Origin of the sequence: Actinomadura parmotrematis, assembly GCF_019458805.1 — a bacterium.
Classification (GTDB): Bacteria; Actinomycetota; Actinomycetes; order Streptosporangiales; family Streptosporangiaceae; genus Spirillospora; species Spirillospora parmotrematis.
This window is the reverse complement of sequence record NZ_JAIBOA010000035.1, coordinates 68,263-74,683: the sequence shown is the minus strand read 5'-3', so window position 1 is coordinate 74,683 and position 6,421 is coordinate 68,263. Positions and strand designations below refer to the sequence as shown.

The following is a 6,421-nucleotide window of genomic DNA, read 5'->3' as shown; positions in this document are numbered from 1 at the left end:
GACTCATTTACTTTATCAGATCCGTTCGGGCTGTCAATTTCCCGTTCTTCTCCGATTCCGCCGTTTCCGGGTCCGCTTTCGCGTTCCCTTCCCGGGCGGCTGTTGCCATTTCATCAGATCCTGCGCGTTTGTCAAAACGACGTTCGCGATCTGAAATTCACCGCACAGCACAGCGGACGTGACAGGGTCACGTCGCGTCGAGCCGGTTGATGGTCCCCTGGGCCGGCCACCGTCGTACACGGCGTCCTGCATCCCTCTGGGGGCGAGGAGTTAACTTACGCGGTCCGCGGCAGCATGTCAAGCCGACCGCCTGCCGGCCCGTGGGCCGGGATCTTGGAGGGTCGGGCGCCGGTGTCGGTTGCAGCGTCCTCTGCGTGGAGACGCCCCGTGCGCGGAGACGGAGGTCGTCGCCCGGCTGGCGGGTATCGGTCGTGCTCCTGTGCGGCGGAAGCGGGTGGCTGCCGAACGTACCGCCCTACCCCCGATCCGGGGCTGAACGCCACACCGACCGATCTTGACGGTCGACTGTTACCGCATCGTGCCGTTTTCGATGCCTGCGGTCCGGAAGATCTGTCCCGCAGGTCACGTGTCCCGCCCATCTTGATCATGAACGATCCGGGGAGCGGGACCGTCTATCTCACCGACGTATCACCCGGTCTTGGAGGACGGTCCGCATGAGTTACTACCCGCCGCCCGGTTACGGAGCTCCCGGGGGCTACGGGCAGCCGGCGCAGCCGCCGCCGAGCAACCACCTGGTCTGGGCGATCCTGACGACGATCTTCTGCTGCCTGCCGGCCGGCGTCGTGGCGATCATCTTCGCCGCGCAGGTCAACTCCAAGTGGGCGACCGGCGACTACGCCGGTGCCATGAGCTCGGCCAACAACGCCAAGATCTGGTCCATCGTGTCCGCGGTGGGCGGCCTGCTGATCGCGGCCATCTACATCGTGCTCCTCGTGGCCGGGGTGATGAGCGCCGACAACAGCCCTTCCACCTACTGATGGTCGCCGCGCCCCGCACGGGTCCGGTGCGCCGGATCTGGCGGCCGGCCGGCGTGCTGGGGCTGGCGGCCGGGGTCGTCGTCTTCGTGTCGCTGGTCGATCCCAACGAGGGCGGGCACTATCCGACGTGCCCGTTCCTCTGGGCGACCGGTTACCAGTGCCCGGGCTGCGGGACGCTGCGCGTCCTGCACGCGCTCGGGCACGGCCGGCTCGGCGAGGCGCTCGGCCTCAACGTGATGACGGTGGCGATGGTGCCCGTGCTGGCCTTCTTCTGGGGCCGGTGGGCGCTCGCGTCCTGGCAGGGGCGGCCGACGCGCACCAAGGCCGGTGATCCGCGGCTGATCTGGCTGCTGTTCGCCGCCGTGATGGTGTTCTGGCTGGTGCGGAACCTGCCGTTCGGGCACGTGCTGGCGGCGTGAGGCGATAGCGGGACGAGCGGGGGCGCCGGTCCTTCGGGACGGGCGCCCCTTCGCGTGCCCGGACGCCGCCGGGGTCAGGGATCGGTGCGGTCGCGCAGCCAGGCGAGGGCGATCTCGCCCTGGGCGGCCTGGAACGCCCGGACGGTCGGTGCTCCGGGCGGCGGCGGGAGGCGGCTCGACCAGATCAGGTGCCCGGCCAGGGCGGACAGGACCGCCGTCACCGCCTCCTCGTCGGCGCCCGCGGACAGCGGGTGCGCCGCGAACAGCTCGGCGGGCGGCGGGCCGCCCTGCAGCCGCACGCCCGGCAGCATCGCCAGCAGGTCGAACCAGGGCACCGTGCGGCACGCCCGGGGCCAGTCCGCGAAGACCACCCGGTCGCCGGTGAGCAGCAGGTTGTCGGCGCGGACGTCGGCGTGCGCGAGGGTGTCGCCCGCGGCCGCCTCCGCCCAGGACGGCTCGCGCTCGGCGAGATCGTCCAGGTGCGCGGCGAGCCAGGGGTCGAGATCGGCTCGGTCGCCCTCGGCCAGGCGCCGCCAGCCCTGGAACTCCTCGCCGAGCCGTTCGGCGGCGGTCGGGACGGCGGCGGGCGCGGGCGTCAGCTCGGCGGCGAGGACGGTGAGGGCGGCGAGGACGCGGTCCAGCTCGGCCGGTGCCCACGGCTGGTGCGGCGGGCGTCCGTCCACGTCCTCGAACAGCAGCGTCACCCAGCCGCCGAGGTCGATCGAGCCGAGGAAGACCGGGACGGGCGCGGTGGCCGGGAGCCGGCCGGCGATGCGGGCCTCGGTGCGGTGCAGCCGGGGCCCGGCGGGGTCCAGGTCGCGGCCGGCGGCCTTGACGAAGGCGCGCCTGCCGCCGGCGGTGCGGAGCCGGGCCGCGACGCCCGGGGCGGAGCCGCCGGGCCGGGACACCGCCTCGACCACCCGGCCGCCGAGGAAGACCTCGACCTCGCGGCGCACCATCGCGGGCGCCGCCCACCAGCTCATCCGCGTGCCCGTCAGGGTGCCATCCTGGATGTCCGCCACCCTGCCAGTCTGACAAGCCCGACCGGCTTTACGATGTAGATTTTTTAGCGCCGCCGGGCCCGGGTACGGGCGCGGCATGAGCAGAACGCTGTGGAAGACCTCGCTCGCGGTGACCGGGGCCGCCGCCCTCGGCTCGGTCTCGGCGGGGCCGGGATCGACGTGGTACGAGCGGCTGGACAAGCCGTCCTGGCAGCCGCCCCCCGCCGCCTTCCCGCTGGTGTGGACGCCGCTGTACGGCCTGATCGCCTACGCGGGCGCCCGCGCGCTCGACCGGGCGGGCGACGGTGCCGAGCGCGGCCGGGTGCGCCGCGCGCTCGCCGCCGACCTCGTGCTGAACGCGGCGTGGACGCCGCTGTTCTTCGCCGCGCGGAAGCCCAGGGCCGCGCTCGCCGAGATCGCGGTGCTGAACGCGGCGAACGCGGTGCTGGTGCGGCGCGCCTGGCGCGCCGACCGCGCGGCCGGCGCGCTGCTGCTGCCCTACGCGGGCTGGACGGCGTTCGCGACGGCGCTGAACGCCGCCATCGTGCGGCGCAACCCGTGAGGTGACGGCGCCGTCCGCGCGGACGGCGGGACGTCAGGTCACCGGGACGATCTCGGCGCGCAGGAGGACGCCGTCCTCGATGTCGAGCAGGCCGATCGTGCCGTGGGGCTGGCGGCGGCGGTCGGTGGGCGAGCCGGGGTTGAAGACGCGGACGCCGTCGCCGGTCTCGTCGAGCGGGATGTGCGAGTGGCCGAAGACGACGAGGGCGGCGCCGGGGAAGCGGCGCCGCATGCGGGCGGTGCGGCCGCGCGCCTGCCCGCTGTCGTGGATCATCGCGACGGGCAGGCCGGCCAGGTCGAGCTCGAGGGTCTCGGGCGCGCCCCAGGCGGCGACGTCCGGGCCGTCGTTGTTGCCGAGGACGGCGTGCACGGGCGCGTGGGCGGCCAGCTCGTCGAGCACGCCGGGGACGCACACGTCGCCGGCGTGCAGGATCGCGTCGGCGCCGCGCAGGTGCTCGGCGACGCGCGGCGGGCACCCCTTCCAGCGGCGCGGCGCGTGGGTGTCGGACAGCACCACGACTCTCATCGGCCCATTGTCGCGCGCCCGCCGGTGCGCGCGGTGGCCGGGGGATTCTTGGGCGGGCGATGGCTTTACCGCAGCGCCGCCCGGGCGATCATCCCTGCGGCACGTCCGACCAGCCGTCCGAAGGAGACAGCGCGCATGGCCGAGTTCCTGACCGATCTGACCACGCTGCGCGAGCGCGCCCGCCAGGAGATCGACAAGGGGCCGATCACCGCGGCCTACGGCGCCGACCTGGAGCGGGTGATCCAGGTCTGCAACGAGGCGCTCGCGACGGAGATCGTCTGCGTGCTGCGCTACAAGCGGCACTACTACACCGCGACCGGCATCCACTCCGAGGCGGTCGTCGGGGAGTTCGCCGAGCACGCCAAGGACGAGCAGGAGCACGCCGACAAGCTCGCGGTGCGCATCACCCAGCTCGGCGGGGAGCCCGACTTCGATCCCGAGATCCTGGCGGGGCGGGCGCACACCGCCTACGACGCGAGCACCGACCTGGTCGAGATGATCAAGGAGGACCTGGTCGCCGAGCGCGTCGCGATCGCCTCCTACACCGAGATCGTGCAGTGGCTCGGGGACAAGGACCCGACCACCCGCCGCGTCTTCGAGGAGCTGCTCGCCGACGAGGAGGACCACGCCGACGACCTGCGCGGCCTCCTGGAGCGCCTCCCCAAGGACCTCGCCGCGCAGGACCGCTAGACCGGGCCCGGCCCCGCCGCGGCGGGGCCGGAAAACCCGTGGCCCGTGCGGGGGACGCGCTCCTACCGTTGCCGCATGGGCACGCACCTCCCCTCCTGGGCGCGGGGCGCCACGCGCGTCGCCGTCCTCACCGGCGCCGGCATCTCCACCGACTCGGGGATCCCCGACTACCGCGGCCCCGAGGGCATCTGGACCAAGGACCCCTCGCTGGCCGGGCTGTTCACCCGCAAGCACTTCCTGAACGACGCGGACGGGCGGCGCCGCTTCTGGCGCGCGTTCGCCGAGCTGCGCGCCGCCGGGGACGTGCGGCCGAACGCCGCGCACGTCGCGCTCGCCGAGCTGGAGGCCGCCGGGGTCGCCGTCCGCGTCCTCACCCAGAACGTCGACGGCCTGCACCAGAAGGCCGGTTCGACGGCACGCAAGGTGCTGGAGCTGCACGGCAACATGGAGTCGGCCGAGTGCACGCACTGCCACGCCATCGTCCCGATCGGCGACGTCATCGGGCAGGACGATCCGGCGTGCGGCGCGTGCGGGGGCGTCGTCCAGCCGTCGATCGTGATGTTCGGGCAGTTCCTGGACCGGGCCGTGCTCGGGCAGGCGGCCGCGATCGCGCAGGCGAGCCGGCTGATGCTGGCCGTCGGCAGCTCGCTGTCGGTGGAGCCGGCGGCGGGGCTGTGCGGGCTGGCGGTCCGGGCGGGCGTGCCGCTGGTCGTCGTCAACCGCGATCCGACGCCCTACGACGACCTGGCGGACGAGGTCGTCCGCGAGCCGATCGGGACGGCGCTGCCGCGCATCTGCGGCTTGCTGCGGGAGCGGCTCGGGCGGGGTTGACGGCCGCCCGCGGCCGCATCAAGATCGCCGTGACTCCGGCGGAGGGCGAGGCGATGACGACGGTGGGCGCGGCGCGGGCCGAGGACGTTCCCGAGCTGGCGGGCGTCCTCGCCCGCGCCTTCCACGACGATCCGGTGTGGGCGTGGATCCTGCCCGACGAGGGCACCCGCGGGCGGCGCCTCGCGGCGGTGTTCGCGATCCTGCTGGAGCACGTCCACCTGCCGCACGGGGCGACCGAGGCGGCGGGACGCGGCGGCGGCGCCGAGGCGTGCGCGCTGTGGGATCCGCCCGGCGCGTGGAAGGTGCCGTTCGGCACGCAGTTCCGGCACGCCGTGCCGCTGCTGCGCGGCCTCGGGACGCGGCTGCCGGCGGCGCTGCGCGCCCTCGGCGCCATCGAGGCCGAGCACCCCGCCGAGCCGCACTGGTTCCTCGCGCTGCTCGGCACCGACCCGCCCGCGCAGGGGCATGGCCTCGGCGGCGCCCTGCTGCGCTCGCGGCTGGAGCGCTGCGACGCCGACGGGACGCCCGCCTACCTGGAGTCGTCCAAGCCCGACAACGTGCCCTACTACGAGCGGTTCGGGTTCCGGGTGACGCGGGAGCTGCCGCTGCCGGGCAAGGGGGCGCCGCCCGTCTGGCTGATGTGGCGCGCGCCGCACGCGGGCTGACCGGCCGCGCCGTCCCGCCCGCGCTCAGCTCCCGCCCGCGGCCAGGCGCTGGGCGCGGGCCTGCACGGCCGCCACGTAGCGCAGGGTGAACGCGATCGGCAGCACGAACCCGGCGACCTGCACCGCGACCGCGGCGGCCGAGTGCCCCTGGCCGGCGTGCGCCAGGGCCGCGAGGATCGCGGCGGTGACGGCGAACGCCGCCGTCCACACGGCGGTGAGGACGACGTTGGTGCGCACGAACAGCGGCTGGTCCCAGAACTCGCGCGGCGTGCTCCGCTTGGCGATGCCGAGGGTGAAGGGCCGCCGCGCCGCGAGCGAGGCGCCGGCGATCACCGCGAGGACGCCCGAGGACAGGGCGGGCGAGTAGGGGTGCACCGGCGAGTGCGGGTCGGCGAACGCGATCGCCGCCAGCACCGCGAAGAACGCCGCCGAGCCGATCTCGATGACCAGCGCGTCGGGGCCGGCGCCCGCCGCGCGCTGCCGGACGATCACCCCGAGGGCGACGGCGAGCCCGGCGAGGGCGGCCCACTGCCACTGCCCGGACGGCAGCACCGCGTAGACGATCCAGGGCAGGAAGGTGAGCACGTAGTTCATGGGCGCGATCCGTTCGATATTCCTTAAGTGACATGTCGAACTTAGAATGAAGAGCACCGACATGTCAATACTGGAAGGTCGCGGCCGGCGGCGGAACCTCCGTCCCGTTACGAACCGGGGCGAACAGGTCGCTCAC

Annotated in this window: 10 protein-coding genes; 7 read left to right on the top strand and 3 right to left on the bottom strand. The window is 74.1% G+C overall.

The genetic code is table 11. The features are described 5' to 3' along the window. From K1Y72_RS34655 to K1Y72_RS34645, 3 genes are all read left to right on the top strand, one after another. The coding region (locus tag K1Y72_RS34655) for a hypothetical protein (protein WP_220170767.1) at positions 1-210 on the top strand (210 nt) is incomplete at its 5' end. 464 nt (positions 211-674) lie between these two features. Continuing rightward, the gene (locus K1Y72_RS34650; RefSeq protein WP_220170766.1) at positions 675-998 is read left to right on the top strand and encodes a CD225/dispanin family protein; all 324 of its coding nucleotides are present in this window, start codon (positions 675-677) and stop codon (positions 996-998) included. Further along, on the top strand, positions 998-1,417 hold the full coding sequence (locus tag K1Y72_RS34645) for a DUF2752 domain-containing protein (RefSeq protein ID WP_220170765.1): 420 nt from the start codon (positions 998-1,000) through the stop codon (positions 1,415-1,417). The genes K1Y72_RS34650 and K1Y72_RS34645 overlap by 1 nt, the downstream gene beginning before the upstream one ends. Before the next feature lie 74 nt (positions 1,418-1,491). Here K1Y72_RS34645 and K1Y72_RS34640 read toward each other — a convergent pair whose 3' ends face one another. After that, a complete protein-coding gene (locus K1Y72_RS34640; RefSeq protein WP_220170764.1) occupies positions 1,492-2,439 on the bottom strand; it encodes an aminoglycoside phosphotransferase family protein in 948 nt (315 codons plus the stop codon). A 76-nt stretch (positions 2,440-2,515) separates the two neighbouring features. Here K1Y72_RS34640 and K1Y72_RS34635 point away from each other — a divergent pair, with 76 nt between their 5' ends. Further along, positions 2,516-2,980, top strand: a complete 465-nt coding sequence (locus tag K1Y72_RS34635) for a TspO/MBR family protein (protein ID WP_220170763.1) — start codon at positions 2,516-2,518, stop codon at positions 2,978-2,980. Between the two features lie 33 nt (positions 2,981-3,013). Here the strand turns inward: K1Y72_RS34635 and K1Y72_RS34630 are convergent, their stop codons facing one another. Next, the gene (locus K1Y72_RS34630) at positions 3,014-3,505 is read right to left on the bottom strand and encodes a metallophosphoesterase family protein (RefSeq protein WP_220170762.1); all 492 of its coding nucleotides are present in this window, start codon (positions 3,503-3,505) and stop codon (positions 3,014-3,016) included. Between the two features lie 135 nt (positions 3,506-3,640). Here K1Y72_RS34630 and K1Y72_RS34625 point away from each other — a divergent pair, with 135 nt between their 5' ends. The 3 genes from K1Y72_RS34625 to K1Y72_RS34615 all read left to right on the top strand — a co-directional run bounded on the left by K1Y72_RS34625 (position 3,641) and on the right by K1Y72_RS34615 (position 5,691). After that, positions 3,641-4,195 (top strand): ferritin-like domain-containing protein, encoded by a 555-nt coding sequence (locus K1Y72_RS34625; RefSeq protein ID WP_220170761.1) that lies wholly within the window; start codon positions 3,641-3,643, stop codon positions 4,193-4,195. A gap of 75 nt (positions 4,196-4,270) precedes the next feature. Continuing rightward, on the top strand, positions 4,271-5,026 hold the full coding sequence (locus tag K1Y72_RS34620) for an SIR2 family NAD-dependent protein deacylase (protein WP_220170760.1): 756 nt from the start codon (positions 4,271-4,273) through the stop codon (positions 5,024-5,026). 29 nt (positions 5,027-5,055) lie between these two features. Continuing rightward, a complete protein-coding gene (locus K1Y72_RS34615) occupies positions 5,056-5,691 on the top strand; it encodes a GNAT family N-acetyltransferase (RefSeq protein ID WP_220170759.1) in 636 nt (211 codons plus the stop codon). A 24-nt stretch (positions 5,692-5,715) separates the two neighbouring features. Here the strand turns inward: K1Y72_RS34615 and K1Y72_RS34610 are convergent, their stop codons facing one another. Then, positions 5,716-6,285 (bottom strand): hypothetical protein, encoded by a 570-nt coding sequence (locus K1Y72_RS34610; protein WP_220170758.1) that lies wholly within the window; start codon positions 6,283-6,285, stop codon positions 5,716-5,718. Positions 6,286-6,421: the final 136 nt, after the last annotated feature.